General features: G+C 73.5%; 11 protein-coding genes. 2 read left to right on the top strand and 9 right to left on the bottom strand.

The annotated features are described in order from the left end of the window. Nucleotides 1-68 precede the first annotated feature (68 nt). From AMK29_RS32500 to AMK29_RS32515, 4 genes are all read right to left on the bottom strand, one after another. Complete coding sequence (locus tag AMK29_RS32500) at nt 69-1481, bottom strand: alpha-2,8-polysialyltransferase family protein (RefSeq protein WP_241845797.1); 1413 nt, start codon at nt 1479-1481, stop codon at nt 69-71. A gap of 3 nt (nt 1482-1484) precedes the next feature. Further along, nucleotides 1485-2450: a glycosyltransferase family 2 protein gene (locus AMK29_RS32505; RefSeq protein ID WP_073819656.1), complete on the bottom strand. Its 966-nt coding sequence runs from the start codon at nt 2448-2450 to the stop codon at nt 1485-1487. 168 nt (nt 2451-2618) lie between these two features. Next, nucleotides 2619-5156, bottom strand: coding sequence for a YfhO family protein (locus AMK29_RS32510; protein ID WP_073819657.1), 2538 nt, complete (start codon nt 5154-5156; stop codon nt 2619-2621). Nucleotides 5157-5330: 174 nt separating this feature from the next. After that, nucleotides 5331-5942 (bottom strand): isochorismatase family protein, encoded by a 612-nt coding sequence (locus tag AMK29_RS32515; RefSeq protein WP_073819658.1) that lies wholly within the window; start codon nt 5940-5942, stop codon nt 5331-5333. Between the two features lie 112 nt (nt 5943-6054). On the opposite strand from AMK29_RS32515, the gene AMK29_RS32520 reads away from it, so the two are divergent. Then, the gene (locus AMK29_RS32520; RefSeq protein ID WP_073819659.1) at nt 6055-6744 is read left to right on the top strand and encodes a TetR/AcrR family transcriptional regulator; all 690 of its coding nucleotides are present in this window, start codon (nt 6055-6057) and stop codon (nt 6742-6744) included. A 54-nt stretch (nt 6745-6798) separates the two neighbouring features. On the opposite strand, the gene AMK29_RS32525 is transcribed toward AMK29_RS32520, so the two are convergent. Then, the gene (locus tag AMK29_RS32525) at nt 6799-7500 is read right to left on the bottom strand and encodes an NUDIX domain-containing protein (protein ID WP_073819660.1); all 702 of its coding nucleotides are present in this window, start codon (nt 7498-7500) and stop codon (nt 6799-6801) included. Between the two features lie 49 nt (nt 7501-7549). Here AMK29_RS32525 and AMK29_RS32530 point away from each other — a divergent pair, with 49 nt between their 5' ends. Further along, on the top strand, nt 7550-8308 hold the full coding sequence (locus tag AMK29_RS32530; RefSeq protein ID WP_073819661.1) for a DeoR/GlpR family DNA-binding transcription regulator: 759 nt from the start codon (nt 7550-7552) through the stop codon (nt 8306-8308). A 63-nt stretch (nt 8309-8371) separates the two neighbouring features. On the opposite strand, the gene AMK29_RS32535 is transcribed toward AMK29_RS32530, so the two are convergent. From AMK29_RS32535 to AMK29_RS32550, 4 genes are all read right to left on the bottom strand, one after another. Continuing rightward, nucleotides 8372-9022 carry a thymidine kinase gene (locus tag AMK29_RS32535; RefSeq protein ID WP_073819662.1) on the bottom strand — a complete coding sequence of 217 codons (651 nt, stop codon included), beginning with the start codon at nt 9020-9022 and terminating at the stop codon, nt 8372-8374. 67 nt (nt 9023-9089) lie between these two features. Further along, nucleotides 9090-10295 carry an alkaline phosphatase family protein gene (locus tag AMK29_RS32540; RefSeq protein WP_073819663.1) on the bottom strand — a complete coding sequence of 402 codons (1206 nt, stop codon included), beginning with the start codon at nt 10293-10295 and terminating at the stop codon, nt 9090-9092. Continuing rightward, nucleotides 10295-10891, bottom strand: a complete 597-nt coding sequence (locus tag AMK29_RS32545) for a DUF5998 family protein (RefSeq protein WP_073819664.1) — start codon at nt 10889-10891, stop codon at nt 10295-10297. The genes AMK29_RS32540 and AMK29_RS32545 overlap by 1 nt, the downstream gene beginning before the upstream one ends. Nucleotides 10892-10931: 40 nt before the next feature. Next, nucleotides 10932-14081 (bottom strand): bifunctional GNAT family N-acetyltransferase/acetate--CoA ligase family protein, encoded by a 3150-nt coding sequence (locus AMK29_RS32550; protein WP_241845798.1) that lies wholly within the window; start codon nt 14079-14081, stop codon nt 10932-10934. Nucleotides 14082-14236: the final 155 nt, after the last annotated feature.

Below are 14236 nucleotides of genomic sequence, written 5' to 3' on the forward strand. Positions count from 1 at the left end.
CCGCCGGTTCGGCCCCCGGCGCTCCCGCCGGGGCCCGGTGGCCGGGCGGAGCCCCCTGGCTCGCGCGGTCAGCCGCGCCGGGACCGTACGAGACTCCGGCCGAAGCGGAACGCCGCGCCGGCCTGCGGCGGGGCCACCGTTCCGCCCGGAAGGCCGAGCTGTGTCAGTCGTTCGGTGGAGAAGTGGTGCGCGACGCCGGGATCGGCGTGGTGCGCGGCCAGGAAGCCCGTGGCCTCCTCCCGCATCCCCGGGTGGCTCTTGTGCCGCATGCAGTAGCCGACGGCGCGGACGAGGGGCGTGAGCGAGTCCGGCGCGGGACCGGGGACCGCGGGCTCCTCGCCCACCTCCAGGTCCGCGACCAGGTGGTCGACGACCGTCAGCGGGATGCGGTTGCTGTTCTCGAACGGGGTGAGCCGTTCCAGGACCTCGGCCGTGCCCACGCGCGCGATGGGGACCCCGTAGTAGACGGCGGCGGTGAACAGGGCCGTGGAGAAGCAGCCGACGACGAGCCGGAGTGCGCACCGCTCGTAGAAGGTCTCGGCCAGCAGCGGCCCGTCGAGGACGGTGAGCCGCACGCCGGACCGTTCCGCCTCCTCGTGGAGCGCCTGCGAGTAGCCGGCGGGCGCGCTCGGGTGCGGCTTGAAGACGACCGAGCGGTGCCCGGCCGCGACCGCCCCGCGCAGCATCCGCACATGGAGCTCCTCTTCCTCCTCCGTGGTCAGGAGGGAGAGGGCCGCGAGGTACTGGCCGAGCAGGAGCGCCGTGGGCCCGGCCGCCGCCGCGCGGGTGATGTCCGGATCGCCGGCCGCCGCCTCGGCGATCTCGGCGAGGACCGCGCGGAAGGCGTCGTCCGGGACGAGTTCGGGCTCGACGCCGTACTCGCTCAGGAGGAGGGGCCGCAGGCCGGGCACGAGGTCGAGGTGGAGGACCCGCCGGATGCGGCAGGCGAGGGACTGCGCGAGGTCGTTACGGGTCGGCCCGTAGCTCATGAGGCCGTCCGCGTAGACGTGGAGCGCGCTCTCGGGGAACGTGCCGGCCAGCGCCTTCGCGGGGTTGACCTGGATGGATTCCACGATCAGCTCGACCGGGACGCTCCCCAGGTCCCACGCCGTGCGCAGCACACGCTGCCAGAGCGGCGCCTCCTCGGGGCGAGGGGCCCAGGCGGCGGGGTGGTACGGGTGGATCGTCTCGTTCCAGTCGAGGGTCCCGTCGAAGCGGGCGGCGATCCGCTCGTACCCGGTCATGGTCTCCAGGCGCAGCGCCGTCTCCGGGATCTCGGCGTTGCGCGAGATCAGCAGGAGTCGGCGGGCGTCCTCGCGGGGCCCGAACTGACCGGCGTCCAGGGAGGCGGCGAGGGTGGCGGCGCCGTACAGGGTGGAGACCTGGAAGATCTGCACCGGCCGGGTGTCGGTGACCGGGGCGGCGGGGCGGGCCCGGTCGGCGGCGGCCGTGGCCTCGGCGGGGGCCTTGTCGGGGGCCATGGGTCAGGCGGTCCTTCCGGTGTCGCGCAGGCTCCGGAGGAGGGTGCTGCGGGGGGTGTCCATGGTGGCCAGGGTCTCGTCGAGGACGTGCTGCGGCATCCGGTGCAGCGCGTCGGCCACGTCGGCGCGGAGCCGCTCGGCGACGGCGGGGTCGTACTTGCCGACCTTGCCCATGTGGAAGGCGATCATCGCGCAATAGGTGCGGACCGCCTTCGGCAGGAAACGGTCCGCCTCCTCGTCCTTGGAGACGTCGTCGAGCAGGAGGTCGTACGAAGGAATGAAGTCCAGCTGCCGGTTGTCGGTGATCTGCGTGAGCGAGGTGGTGACGCCTCGCCGGTAGAAGACCCCGTGCAGGGAAAGCGCCGCGAAGGTACGGGCCTTGAGGTGCAGTCGCCAGATCCAGAGCCGGTCCTCGGCTGTTCTCAGGGAGGTCTCGAAACGTGAGGCGCCGTTCTCGAAAAGCCGTGCGCTGTAGATTCCGAAGGGGACGAACGGATAGTCCACCATCGTGACCATACTGGCGGGCGAGATGCCGTCCCTGGGATCCATCAGCGTGTCGCGGCGCTTGGCGGGGGCATAACGGATCTGCCTTTTGCGGCCTTCCGAGAGGACGTGGTCGGTCCGCGCGAAATCGCAGCCCAGACGGTCCATCCCGGCCACCGTGGCGGCGAGGTGGCCCGGTGCGTACCAGTCGTCTCCGTCGAGGAAGGTGAGGTGGTCGCCGCGCGCGGCGTCGATTCCCGTGTTGCGCGCCTGGGCGACGCCGAGATTCGTCTCGTGCCGAATGACGGTGGCGTTCGGCAGGCGGTCGCGCCAGCGGTCGAGGATTTCCGGGGTGTCGTCCGTCGAACAGTCGTCGATCAGCAGGAACTCGAATTCCGGATCCGCGTTGTTCGCGAGACTGCGCAGGGTGTCGGGGGCGTATGCCCCGACATTGTGGAACGGTACGACGACGGACAGTTTCGGCACGCGGAATCCCCATACTGGATCGAACAATTAAACGCCGCTACGGCGGGCACAGTAACGTCCCGTTTCTCCGGGCGAACGATCCGAGCGTGCACTCCGGGTGAACTCTTGTCGTCCCCCGTGGAAAGTCCGTGCGGAGACGGCCGCTTGTGAGGCGCCGAAGGTCCCCGGTCACCGGCGGGCCCGCCGCCGGTGCAGGACTCCCGTCACCACCAGGGCGAGGAGCGCGGCCGCTCCGGCGGCGCCGCCGAGGCGGAGCCCCGGAGGCCGGAAGGAGCAGGTGACCGTGGTCGCCCGGCCGTCGAGCGGCACGGCGACAAGGCCCTCGTACGCGCGCGCGGGCCGGAGCTCCGCGTCACCGGCGGAGCACCGCCAGCCGGAGATGCGGGGGACCGCGAGGACGGCGGTGCCCGTGCTGCCGGGGGGCAGTTCGGCCGTGACCGTGTGGCCGCTCGCGCGTACCCGCGAGGCGCCGGTGGCGGTCAACTGCCGTACGGCGTCGTCGAGCCGGGCTCGGAGCAGACAGCCCACCGGCCGGCCGGGCAGCCGCAGCTTCGCCTCGGGGCTCAGCTCGATCCGTACCTCACCGGACGCGGGCACGGTGCCGAGGGCCCGCATGGGGGCGCGGACGGCGGGCGGTTTGCCCTCGAAGTCCACGGGGCGCTCCCCCGCGAGGGTCGCCGCGCCCCGGTACTCGGGCGCCCAGAACCAGACCTGGGAGCCCGCCGGGCAGCGGGCGGTGAGGGTGCGTCCGGTACGGGCGGGGGCGGGCAGTTCGTACACCTCGGCGCCGAGCAGGCGCTCCTGCCGCGCGAAGGCCGAGTCCCCGGGGTGGGTGGCCGGGCGTCCCGGCGGACGGACGGTGACCAGCGGCGGCACGGGGGTGGTCGTGACGGAGACCCAGGCGCGGGGCGCCGCGTCCTGCCGTACCCGTTCCGTGGGCCGCGAACGGATCCGGGTGCCGATGGAGAACAGGGCGTCGGTCACCGGGTTGTCGAGCGTGACCGGGTGCCGGCCCTTGGCGTAGTAGCCGAACCCCAGGGACGCGAGGGTGCGGGAGGTCACCTCGGCGGTGAGGCTGCTGTAGTAGTCGGGTCCCTGACCGCCGACGAGGAGTACGTCGTTGCCGCCGGGGACCTCTCCGGGGTCCGTACGGTGGCGGGGCCAGGCGTCGGCCCGGGCCACCTCCTCGGCGACGGACGTGTGCCAGGGGCCCAGCCGGGGGGACCAGGAGACCTCGCTCCGCTGCTGCTCCTCGATCCGCATCCCCGTGACGGCCGCCTCACCGGCCTGCGCGACGACGAACAGGACCAGGGCCAGGACGGGCAGGACGCGCGCGGTGGTCCGGCGGGCGTGCGGCCGTGCGAGGAGCACGGCGGCGAGGGCGAGGACCGCGGCCGCGCCGGATGCGGGGTAGGTCCACCGGTCGATGTCGACGCTCCCCCGGGCCGCCCAGGCGAGCAGCCCGAGCAGGGCACCGCCGCCGAGGAGCGCGGCCGGCCGCGGGACGCCCCGGGCAGCCGAGAACCAGGCGGCGATCAGCAGCAGCCCGCACAGGACGAAGGTCTGACGGTACGGAATGCCGTTGGGCGAGGCCCCGGCGTGCCAGAGGAGATGGGTCGGCTCCCACTGGAGGGAGAGCGTCACGAGGACGATCGCGGCCGCCCAGCCGGCACGCACGCGCGTGGCGACGGCCCGGTTGAACGGCAGGGTGAGGGCGAGCGCCAGCGCGGGCGTTCCGATGAAGAGGGCGGGGCTGGCCACACTGGCGGTGGCGGGCAGGAACCGGGCGAGGACGTCCGTCCAGGCGGCGGCCGCGAACGTGGTCTCCGGGGTGGGGTCGGCGACCTTGGTGCCGAGGAAGACGACCACGACGAGCGGGGCGGCGAGCCCGACGCCGATGAGGACGCCCCGCGCGGCGCGGAACAGCCCGGCGAGGCGAAGGCGGGCGGAGGCCGTCTCGTCGGCGGTGAGGAGGCGTACGACGAGGACGACGGCGGCCCCGAGGGTGGCCATGTACGCCGTGTAGAAGTTGGCGATCCAGGCCAGGGCGACGACGAGGGGCCCGAGGACGGGGCGGCGCCCGGTGCGGGCCCACTCCCCGACCAGGCAGAGCAGCGGGAAGGCGACGAGTCCGTCGAGCCACATCGGGACGGACGCGCCGAAGTTGAAGGTCCAGCCGGAGAGCGCGTACGCGGTGCCGAGCACGGCGGCGACCGGCCAGGGTCCGGGGCGCAGCCGCAGGAGCAGCAGCGCCATCGCGGCCCCGGCCGCCGTGATCTTGACCGCGGTGACCACGTACAGGGCGAGTTCGATGCGGTCGGCGGGGAAGAGCACGACGAGCAGGTCGAAGGGGCTGCTCAGATAGGTGCCGATGTCCCCGAGGAAGTTGGAGCCGAAACCGGAGTTCCAGTTGAGGAAGGCGTCCCCGTGCGTCTCGCCGTGGAGGAGGGCGCGCCAGTAGGCGTGGAACGGCAGGTACTGCTGGCCGAGGTCGACGATGTTCCTGGTCACCGGCCCGAAGGGGTGGCTGCGGGAGAGCCGGGTCGCGAGGCAGAGCAGCACGGCGGTGAGCAGGGCGGCGGAGAGCGGCCCGGCGACGGCCGGGGCGCGCAGCCCCCGTGCGGGGGCGCCGGCCCTGAGCGGGGGCGCGCCCTTCCCCTCCTCGCCGTCGACCTCGTCGAGCACGGTGTCGGCGGCGGGGGGCACACGTCCTCCAGGGGGCGCACGGAACGGGGAACGCCCGGGGTGAGGTGTCACGGGCCGACCGCCATTACCGCCGAGTCGGGCGACCCGCAACCGATCACCAGGCGGTCTTCCGGTACACCTCGGGTGAACTCCCGGTGCGGGTCGGCCGGAGGCCGTGGGGGCCGGCGTGCCGGGTCAGGTCGCCGGGGCGACGAGTTCGTCGACCGTCCCGGCCACCGTGCCGAACAGGTCCGCGACCGTCGTCAGGCTCGCGGTCCGCAGCACGGCCGACGGGAGCACGGTTCCGTCCGGCGCCTCCAGGGGCCGGGTCGCGGTGGCCTCGGCGACCACGGTCGGACGGTAGCCGCGGTGGAAGGCGCCCTGGGCGGTGAAGAGGACGCACAGGTGCGTCATGAACCCGGCGATGACCAGGTCCCCGCCGGCGCCGAGGCCCTTCAGGGTCTCTTCCAGGTCCGTGGCGTGGAAGGCGTCGGGGAACTGCTTGACGACCACCTTCTCGCCCTCGATCGGGGCGACTTCGTCGCTGATCGCACCGATCTCCGCACGGATGTCGTACGGGGTGCCCTCCCCGCCGTCGTTGACGACGTGGACGACGGGGATCCCGGCTGCGCGGGCGGCGGCGAGCAGGCGCGCGCCGGCGGCCACGGCTTCCTCGGCCTCGTCGAGCAGCATGACGCCGCGGCGGTAGGTGTTCTGGAAGTCGATCATGATCAGGGCCGATTCGCTCAGGAGCGGCAGCTCCCGAGGAAGGCCGATCACTTCACGCAGGGTGGTGGACACGGTCATGACGGTTCCTTTCGCGATGCGACGTTTTCAACGCTAACACATCACGTAATCATCGATTACACAGCGGGGATCCGCCCAGGTCCGGACTGTTAGCGCTGTTATCGTGAGTCGCATGTCGTCGGCACGAGAGCGCATCCTGCAAGCCACCGAGGAACTCCTCGCCGACAAGGACGCGCTGGCGATCTCCACCCGCGCGATCTGCGACCGGGCGAAGGTCGGCATGCCCGAGATCTACCGCCAGTTCGGTGACAAGCAGGGGCTGCTCACGGCGGTCGCCGACATCGGTTTCGAGCGCTTCCTCGACGCCAAGCGGCAGAACCCGCTCACCGACGATCCGGTCGCGGACCTGCGGACGGCCTGGGACAGCCACGTGGCGTTCGCGCTCCGCAACCCGTACCTCTACCGCCTGATGTTCACGCCGACCGGCGACGCGAAGCCGCAGGCCATCAAGGAGGCGCAGGCGATCCTCCTGACGGCCGTGGAGCGCTGCCGCGACGCCGGGCGGCTGCGGATGGCCCCCGAGCTCGCGGGGCAGTCGATCCTCTCCGCGAACGTGGGCGTCTGCATGATGGCGCTGTCGTTCCCGGACCTGTTCGGTGGCTCCGACATCTCACCGGCGGTACGGGACGCGGTGATCGGACAGGCCACGGGTGACGAGCGCGAGGACGCCCGGATCGGCACGGCGACCGTGCTCGCCCAGGCGCTCGTCGGCACCCTCACCGGCACGGCTCCCGTGAGCGCCGCGACCCTCGACCTGCTGAAGGGCGCGCCGCGGCCGCCGGCCGGGACCTCGGAGGCGTGACACCCCTGGCCGCGACCGGTGTTCCGCCGCCTCGCGCGGACGAGGAGGCCTTCGTCAGGCCCGTGTCGCGTCGCCCCTCGCACGGAAGGGTCCGTCCAGAGCCGCCCATTGCAGGAGCATGATGGTCTTGCCGTCGACAATGCGCCCGTCGCGGGTCATGGCGAGGGCCTCGGCGAACGGCAGCTCCAGGACCTCGATGTCCTCACCCTCCTCCTCGAGTCCGCCCCCGGGCCCGCTCCGGTCGGCCGGGGTGTACGGCGCGGCGAAGAAGTGCAGGCGCTCGGTGACGGAGCCGGGGCTCATGTAGGCGGCGAACACAGGGGTGAGCGGGCCCAGGGTGACGCCGAGCTCCTCGGCGCTCTCGCGCCGGACGGCGGCCGGCGCGTCGTCCGCGTCGAGCAGCCCCGCGGCGGCTTCGACCAGCATGCCGTCGGGGTGGTCGTTGACGTAGGCGGGGTAGCGGAACTGACGGGTGAGCAGGACGCAGCCGCGCTCGGTGTCGTAGGGCAGGACCACGGCGCCGTCGCCGCGGTCGTAGGTCTCGCGCGTCTGGGTCTCCCAGCGTCCGTCGCGACGGCGGCGGTCGAAGGTCGTGCGGCGCAGCACGTGCCAGCCCTGGGACGTGAGCTCGACCTCGCGGACCACGACGTCGGGGTTGCGGGCCAGGTCACGTCCGGCCCGGTCGAGCCCGGTGCGGCCGCGGTGGTCGGGGACGTCGATGCCGGGGCGGGGCGGCGGAGGTGTGTCGGCGGTCATGGGGAGTTAGAGTACAGGCGACAACGTGCAAGAACAGGAGAGAACGTGCATGCTGGCTGCTGAACGACGTGAGTACCTGCTCGGCCTGCTCGCCCGCGAGGGCAAGATCGTCGCCAAGGACGTCGCCGCCGCGCTGGGCATCTCGGAGGACAGCGTGCGGCGCGACCTGCGCGATCTCGCCGCGGAGGGACGGTGCCAGCGGGTCTACGGGGGCGCGTTGCCCGTCTCGCCGGCCGTGGTCGACTACGCCGCCCGGCGGAACGTGTCGCCGCACGGCAAGCAGAAGGTCGCCGCGGTGGCGGCGGGGCTGGTACGGCCGGGAGGTACGGTGATCCTCGACGGCGGCACCACCGCCCTCGCCGTCGCCCGGACCCTGCCCCGGGACCTCGCCTGCACGGTGATCACCCACAGCCCGACGATCGCCGCGGCCCTGCTCGACCACCCGCGGGCGGACCTCTTCCTGCTCGGTGGGCGCGTCTTCAAGCACTCAGCGGTCACCTGCGGCGCCGCCGCGGTCGAGGCCGCGCAGAACGTCTCCGCCGACCTCTGCCTCCTCGGCGTCACCGGTGTGCACCCCGAGATCGGCCTGACCACCGGAGACGCCGAGGAGGCGGCGATGAAGCGCGCCCTGTCGGCGCGAGCGGCGGAGACCTTCGTCCTCGCCTCGTCGGAGAAGATCGGCACGGCTTCGCGGTACCGGGTCCTGCCCTGGGAGAAGGTCAGCGGAGTGATCACCGACGCCGACCCCCACGACGCGGTCGTCGAGAGCGTCAAGGCACTCGGCGTGGAGATCCTGGCGGCGGGGTGACCTCCCGCCGTCCGGGGGCCGCATCCACTGCCCGGAAGGGCGGGCCGACGGACCGGCAGGCCGTCAGGCGTGGTTGACGGGGAGGACGTCCGGGGAGAGCGCGCCCGCGTGGGCGGAGGCCGAGGTCATCCGCTTGCGGTGGTGGCGGCGGCACAGCACCTCGTAGCCGACCTCCTCGGCCGGGCGGTTCACGTCGCCGACGACGACCTGCTCGCCCTCGACGACCATCTCGCCGCCGACCGTACGGGCGTTGTGCGTGGCGCGGGCGCCGCACCAGCACAGCGCCTCGACCTGGAGCTGCTCGATCCGGTCCGCGAGTTCGATCAGGCGCTGCGAGCCCGGGAAGAGCTTGGTCCGGAAGTCGGTGGTGATGCCGAAGGCGAAGACGTCGAGGCCGAGGTCGTCGACGACGCGTGCGAGCTGGTCGATCTGTTCCGGGGCGAGGAACTGCGCCTCGTCGACGATCACGTAGTCCGCCTTGCCGCCCTGCGAGAACTGCGCGACCAGATACGCGTACAGGTCCATGCCCTGCGGCGCCTCGACCGCCTCCGTCACCAGCCCGAGCCTCGAAGACAGCTTGCCCTCGCCCGCCCTGTCGTCACGGGTGAAGATCACGCCCTGCAGCCCCCGCGCGTCGCGGTTGTGGGCGATCTGGAGGGCCAGGGTGCTCTTCCCGCAGTCCATGGTTCCGGAGAAGAAGACCAGCTCGGGCATGACGGGTCGGGACCTTTCAGGTCGTCGGAGGCTCGCGGGAGGGTCGCGGGAAGGGAGGGAGCAGGGGTCAGGAACGGACTTCGAGCAGCGGTACGAGCTGCTCCGCAGCGGTCATCGACCCGTGCATGCCCACCATCGCGGATTCGTGCGGCTCGTTGACGGAGGCGGTGATCGCCACGTCGTCGTGGGCCGCGGCGACGACGTCGCCGATCCGGCCGTACACCCGCTCGTCGATCTCGTCGCCGAACCAGCCCAGGGAGATGGCCTCGTCACGGCTCGCCACCCAGAACTGCTCGCCGAGCACCTCGCGCCAGCAGGTGAGGACGTCCGCCTCGGCGCCGGGCACGGCGTAGACGTGCCGGGCGCGTCCCTCGCCGCCGAGGAGGGCGACGCCCGCGCGCAGCTCCCAGTCCTCGTCGAAGTCGATGCGGTGCTGCTCGTCGAAGGGGATGTCGACCATGCCGTGGTCCGCCGTGACGTACAGGGCGGAGCGCGGCGGCAACTGCTCGGCGAGCCGCTGCACGAGCCGGTCGACGAACATCAGCTGGCCGCGCCAGGCGTCGGAGTCGACACCGAAGCGGTGTCCGGCGCCGTCGAGTTCGCTGTAGTACGTGTAGACCAGCGAGCGGTCGCCGGCGGCGAGCTGCTCGGCGGAGAAGTCCATCCGCTCCTCGCCGGAGAGCCGCCCGTGGAACGTTCCGCCGCTGAGGGCGACCTTGGTGAGCGGGGTCTGCTCGAAGATCGGGGAGGACACCTGGGCGGTGTGGATCCCGGCCTCGTGCGCGAGCTGGAAGACCGTGGGGTACGGCTGCCAGACGTGCGGCGCGGTCCACGGCTTCCAGCGCAGCTGGTTCATCAGCTCGCCGGTCGAGGGGTCGCGCACGGTGTAGCCGGGCAGCCCGTGCGTGCCGGGGTAGCGGCCGGTGCCGACGGAGGCCAGCGAGGTCGCCGTGGTGGCGGGGAAGCCCGCGGTGACCGGGCGGCCCGTGCCGCCGCGCGAGGAGCCGAGGAGCGAAGTCAGGAAGGGCGCCTCGTCCGGGTGGGCCTTGATCTGCTCCCAGCCGAGCCCGTCGATCAGGAAGAGGCAGTTGCGGTCGGCCGGGTCCAGCTCCGCGATCCGCGGTGTGAATCCGGGCACGCCCTGGCCGGCGACGAGCGTCGGCAGGACGTCGCCGAGGGAGCCCGAGGCGTACTCGGGGACCGGCGCGGTCTCCAGGGCGAGCGGAACGGGGTCGTCGGGCCAGCCGTGGTTCATGGTGGCGGGCTGCACCATCAGCGGGTGGGAGCGGCGGTGGCCGCGATGGCTTCGGAGAGGGCCTGGGCGAAGGCGAGCGTCTGCCGCACGGTGTCGGGCCCGTCGCCGGCCTCGCTCACGCGCAGGCTGAGGTCGTCGGCGGTGGCGTTGCCGGTGTAGCCGTGGTCGGCGTCGCAGTTGGAGTCGCCGCAGGCGGCGGGCTCCAGGTCGATCCGGGAGACGGCGCCCCAGCCGATGGTGAGGACCACCTCGCGGGGAAGGGTGCCCGGCGTGTACGACTCCGGGTTGGCGACCACGCGGCTGACGACGACGGACGAAATCCGGTCGAGCTTCACGGACTCGGTCGACGTCGTGGCGTACGGGGTCGGGGAGCTGGTGTCGGCGGCCTGCTCGTCGGTGTGGCTGACGATGAAGCGGTGCGGCGTCAGGACGAGGACGGTGACGTGGCGCCGGACCTCGTTCGCGTCGAAGGTGGTCTCCTGGTGCACCACGTACGACGCGACGGCCTCGCCGCCGACAGCGGCCTCCACCGCCTCGGCCACGAGGGCCGGGTAGTAGCCGCTGCGCTCGATCGCCGCGCGCAGCCCCTGGGTCGTCGTACCGGTCTTCGCCATGGACTCCATCCTACGGGGCGGTGGGGGCCCCTCAGGCCCTTCAGTAACTCGGCAGGCTGCGCGGGCCGAGGTCGGTCCGGGGCGGCGGCGGCGCCAGTCGGACGGTGGCGCCGAGCACGGAGAGTCCGCGTGGCGCCACGACCACCGGCTCCAGGGAGACGGCGACCACCTCGGGATGGTCGTCGACGAGCCGGGAGACCCTGAGCAGGACCTCTTCGAGGGCCGGGGTGTCGACGGGGGCGGAGCCGCGCCAGCCGAAGAGCAGCGGGGCGGTACGGAGGGAGCGGACGAGATCGGCGACGTCCCGGTCCGTGGCCGGAACCAGCCGGTGGGCCATGTCACCGAGCAGCTCGGACGCGGCGCCCGAGAGGCCGAAGGAGAGGACGGCGCCGACGGCCGGGTCGATGGCGGACCGGACGACCGTGTCGACGCCCCGGGGCACCATGGCCTGCACGACCGGCTGGAGCTCCTCGGGCTTGCCGAGGACCTCGGTCAGCTCGGCGTACGCGGTGCGCAGCTGCTCCTCGGTCGCCAGGTCGAGCCGTACGCCGCCGAGGTCGGGGCGGTGGCGCAGGTGCGGGGCGGTCGTCTTGAGCGCGACCGGGTAGCCGAGCCGGGCGGCGGCCGCGACGGCGGCGTCGGGCGTGGGCGCGGGCAGGGTCGGCAGGACGGCGATCCCGTACCGCGCCAGCAGCTCCCCGGCCTGCTCGGTGCCGAGCGTCACCCCCCGGGGATCGACCTCGTCGCCGAGCACCCGCTCGATGAGCGCGGCGGCCCCGGCCTCGTCGATGTCCTCGTACTCGGGCACCCGCCCGGGCTCGGCCGCCCGCCGCCGCCACTGCCCGTACCGCACAGCCTCGGCCAACGCCCGCACGGCCCGCTCGGCGGCGGGGTAGGCGGGGATGGTGGTGCTGGGGGTGTGGGGGGTGCCGGGGGCCCCGGCCGTTCCTGCGGTGCCGGAGGTGCTGGCGGTACCGGAAGCTCCGGAGGCGCCGACGGTCGCGGAGGTGCCGGCGGTCGCGGCCGTGCCGGCGGTCGCGGCCGTGCCGGCCGGCCCGGGCCGGGTCGCGCCCGGCGTTCCCGGCGCGGTCGGCGCGGTCGGCGTCCCGGACGCGGACGCGCCCGGCGTCCCCGGCCCGGCGCCGGTCAGGTTCGGCGGGGCGACGCGCGCCGGCGGTCCGGGCGGCGACCCGGCCGCGGTACCCGTACCCGTATCCGCACTCGTACCCGTACCGACACCCCCGCTCCTCCCCGGCACAGCCGGTCGCGTGCTCGTCGCGATGGCGAGGGCCTCCGCGAGGCCGCCCATCTCGACGTGGACGACGACGACCGGCTTCGTCGGGGCCGGGGCGGAGGCGACGGCCTCGCGGAGGGAGGCCGCGAGGACCTCGCCGTCGCCGAACTCGGTGGCGCCGTTCTCGCCGACCCACGGGATCGCGGTCACGACGACCGCGTCGGAGGTCTCGTCCGCGAGCGCCGCCGCCAGCGCGTCCCGGAAGTCCGGCGGTTCCGCCGCCGTCGTCAGGTCGAGCGGCCGCAGCGGGCGCAGCCCCTCCGTCAGGCAGGCGTCGTACGTGAGGAGGCCGAGGGACTCGGAGTTGCCGAGGATCGCGACCCGGGGCCCGGCGGGCAGGGGCTGGGCGGCCAGGAGCAGCCCCGCGTCGACGAGTTCGGTGACGGTGTCGACGCGGATGACCCCGGCCTGGCGGAGCAGGGCGGAGACCGTGGCGTGCGGGATGCGAGTGACGGGCACCCGGTGGCCGGGCGGGGCGCTGCCGCTGTGCCGGGCGCCCTTGACGACGACGACCGGCTTGACGGCGGCGGTGCGGCGGGCCAGCCGGGTGAACTTGCGGGGGTTGCCGATCGACTCCAGGTAGAGGAGGACGACGTCGGTTCCGGGGTCGTCGTACCAGTGCTGGAGGAAGTCGTTGCCGGAGACGTCGGCGCGGTTGCCCGCCGAGATGAAGGAGGAGAGGCCCGCCCCCCGCCGGTGCAGTCCGGCGAGGAGGGCGATGCCGATCGCGCCGGACTGGGTGAAGAGCCCGATGCGGCCGGCGGCCGGCATCTGCGGTGCGAGGGAGGCGTTGAGCCGGACGTCGTCGGTGGTGTTGATGATCCCGAAGGCGTTCGGGCCGATGATCCGCATCCCGTACGAGCGTGCCTGACGGACCAGCTGGCGCTGCCGCTCGCGGCCGTCGGCCCCGCTCTCCGCGTATCCGGCGGAGAGGACGACGAGTCCGCGCACGCCGTGCTCGCCGCAGTCCGCGACGGCTTCCGGCACCCGTTCGGCGGGGACCGCGACGATCGCGAGGTCGACGGGTTCCCCGATGGCGCCGACGGAGGGGTACGCGGGGACGCCGTCGAGCTCCGCCGTCTCGCCGGCGGGGAGCGCCGCGTTGACCGCGTACACCCGGCCCGAGAAGTCGGCCCCGATGAGGTTGCGGAGGACCGTGCGGCCGACGCCGCCGGGGGCGCGCCCGGCTCCGACGACGGCGACGGACCGGGGGGTGAGGAGGCGCTGCACGGAGCGCGCCTCGGCCCGCTGCTCCCGTGCGCGCTGGACGGCGAGGGACCGGTCGGTGGGTTCGAGGTCGAGGTGGAGCCGTACGGAGCCGTCCTCGAAGCTGCGCTTCTGGGTGTAGCCGGCGTCCGTGAAGACCTTGATCATCTTGGTGTTGGCGGGCAGGACCTCGGCGGCGAAGCGCCGGATGTCCCGTTCCCGTGCGACCGCCGCGATGTGTTCCAGCAGGGCGGAGGCGACTCCGCGTCCCTGGTGGGCGTCCTGGACGAGGAAGGCGACCTCGGCCTCGTCGGCGGGCGCGGAGGCGGGCAGGCCGCGGTCGTCGATGCGGTCGTAGCGCACGGTGGCGATGAACTCCCCGCCCACCGTCGCCGCGAGCCCGACCCGGTCCACGAAGTCGTGGTGGGTGAAGCGGTGGACGTCCTTGGCGGAGAGCCGGGGGTAGGGGGCGAAGAAGCGGTAGTACTTCGACTCGTCCGAGACCTGCTCGTAGAAGCTGACGAGGCGGTCGGCGTCGTCGGCGGTGATGGGCCTGATGCGCGCGGTGCCGCCGTCGCGGAGCACCACGTCGGCTTCCCAGTGGTCGGGGTAATCGTGGTCCGGTGGTGCCGGACGCGCCTGTGGTGCCGGGTGTCCCGCCGCTTCCGACTGCTCCGACGCGCTCTCCATGGGGCCAGCCTAGGGGGTGTCCTGGCGATCGGGCCGGATCGGGTGGCGGTGGCCCGGGGCCGCGACACGTGGGTGGCGCGGCTCGCGCGAAGGGTGTACGCGATGCATGGTGGGGTCACTCCGTGCAAGGTGGTGAGCACACCGGGTAGGGCGGG

Source organism: Streptomyces sp. CB02261 (genome assembly GCF_001905665.1).
In the GTDB taxonomy this organism is placed as follows: Bacteria; Actinomycetota; Actinomycetes; order Streptomycetales; family Streptomycetaceae; genus Streptomyces.

Excerpts from the sequence above, each read along its gene's own strand:
- AMK29_RS32550 (WP_241845798.1), bottom strand. The coding sequence starts at position 14,081 with ATGGAGAGCGCGTCGGAGCAGTCGGAAGCGGCGGGACACCCGGCACCA.
- AMK29_RS32530 (WP_073819661.1), top strand. The coding sequence starts at position 7,550 with ATGCTGGCTGCTGAACGACGTGAGTACCTGCTCGGCCTGCTCGCCCGC.
- AMK29_RS32515 (WP_073819658.1), bottom strand. The coding sequence starts at position 5,942 with ATGACCGTGTCCACCACCCTGCGTGAAGTGATCGGCCTTCCTCGGGAG.
- AMK29_RS32520 (WP_073819659.1), top strand. The coding sequence starts at position 6,055 with ATGTCGTCGGCACGAGAGCGCATCCTGCAAGCCACCGAGGAACTCCTC.
- AMK29_RS32525 (WP_073819660.1), bottom strand. The coding sequence starts at position 7,500 with ATGACCGCCGACACACCTCCGCCGCCCCGCCCCGGCATCGACGTCCCC.
- AMK29_RS32535 (WP_073819662.1), bottom strand. The coding sequence starts at position 9,022 with ATGCCCGAGCTGGTCTTCTTCTCCGGAACCATGGACTGCGGGAAGAGC.
- AMK29_RS32540 (WP_073819663.1), bottom strand. The coding sequence starts at position 10,295 with ATGGTGCAGCCCGCCACCATGAACCACGGCTGGCCCGACGACCCCGTT.
- AMK29_RS32545 (WP_073819664.1), bottom strand. The coding sequence starts at position 10,891 with ATGGCGAAGACCGGTACGACGACCCAGGGGCTGCGCGCGGCGATCGAG.
- AMK29_RS32500 (WP_241845797.1), bottom strand. The coding sequence starts at position 1,481 with ATGGCCCCCGACAAGGCCCCCGCCGAGGCCACGGCCGCCGCCGACCGG.